Genomic DNA, 1,411 nt, shown 5'->3' on the forward strand with positions numbered 1-1,411 from the left:
CCCATTTCTGGGGTGTCAATTTAGTAGTATCCTCTCGACCTCATACACCCTTTTACATACCACCTTATCAGCACATAAACGATATGTACCAGTATCAGCAGTAAAAGAAGATTGATAGGGATTACCGCCCTTATAGGCTCTGCAAAGTACACCGATACTGCAAGGCTTATGAGGAATACGGCAAGGCTCATGGTGTCCGCATAGTCCTCTGTGTAGAACTCAAACACCTTGCTTGCTCCAAGGAAGATAAGAAAGCCCACACCGATAGCAATACCGCCCACAAAGACGATTAAGAGAAGATAATGCACTATGGTAGCCACTACTGGCTGTGGTATCTTATCTCCCAGTTGTGAAGCCCACTGACCGCCTTTAAGAAGCAACTGGAACGCATTCACAATGAACTGCCATATAACCATGAAAAAGGTCTTAAAATCGCTTACAAAGGCTTCTGAACGTACTGCTGTGAATACTGTGGTAAGCACTCCATACAGTAGCAGACCTAACAGAAAGCTGTCATAGCTCGCTGTCTGGGCTTTGAACTTCCTGTCAAGCTCTTTCTTCTGGTCCAGATACTTCGCTGTTGCTCTCTGCTCTATATCTTCGCTTATGCTCTGCCTTTCGGATTTAAGGCTTGCCGACTGCTTGGCAGCTTCTCCGATTCTGCGGTCAAGCTCTCTGCCCTTGGCTTCATATTCCCTTTTAACGCTCGATACCGTAGCTTCGGCTTCTTGCTCTGCGTTGAGCTTGTCTTGCTTCAGCTTCTCGTTTTGCTTCTTCAGCTCTGCGTTGAGCTTCAGCACGTTGTCTGCTTCGTTCAGCTTCTCTATTTGCTCTGTCTGCTCCGCTATTCTCTTCCCTTGTTCGGCTACTGTCGATACCAGCTCTTGCTTCTCGGATAAGAGTTTCTGTATCTGTATCTCCGATTTCTCGGCTTGGTTCTTCCATTCCTCGGCTTGGCTTATGGCTTCGGAGGCTTGCAAGCCTTTCTTCTGCAAGGTCTTTTTGAGGTTCAGTTGTTCTTCCAGTAGTTTCCGTTCCTGGTCTTTTGCCCTGGTCTGTTCCTGGTCTGCCCTGGCTTTCCATTCCTCGGCTTGGCTGATAGCTTCGGAGATTTGAGAGTCTTTCTTCTGTGACTGCTGTGTTATCTGGCTGATATGCCTTTCCAGTTCTGCTATCTTCTGTGACTGCTGTTCTATCAAGTAGCTGTCTTGCTCTTGCTCTTTCATCAGCTCCGCTATTCTCTGCGACTGCTGTTCTATCAAGCTGTTGTCTTGCACGCTCTGTTGTGGCTGTTCGCTCTGCTTCTCTGCGTGCATTGATTTCAAACCCATGCTCTAAGCTCTCCTTTCCAAAGTCCACTGCATAATACTTTTCCAGTTTATTGTTGCGGACTTTACATTGTTTTTCCCCT

At 46.9% G+C, this 1,411-nt stretch carries 1 protein-coding gene; it reads right to left on the reverse strand.

Features of this window, described 5'->3' with window-relative positions; translation table 11 throughout:
- Positions 1 to 20: 20 nt before the first annotated feature.
- Positions 21 to 1,331 carry a DUF6040 family protein gene (locus IE212_RS35780; protein WP_147323959.1) on the reverse strand — a complete coding sequence of 437 codons (1,311 nt, stop codon included), beginning with the start codon at positions 1,329 to 1,331 and terminating at the stop codon, positions 21 to 23.
- Between the last annotated feature and the right edge of the window lie 80 nt (positions 1,332 to 1,411).

It is taken from the genome of Streptomyces djakartensis, from assembly GCF_014651075.1.
Lineage (GTDB): Bacteria > Actinomycetota > Actinomycetes > Streptomycetales > Streptomycetaceae > Streptomyces > Streptomyces djakartensis.

What these genes read in the sequence shown, in the direction of transcription:
- IE212_RS35780 (WP_147323959.1), bottom strand. Translation starts at nt 1,331, where the DNA reads ATGGGTTTGAAATCAATGCACGCAGAGAAGCAGAGCGAACAGCCACAA.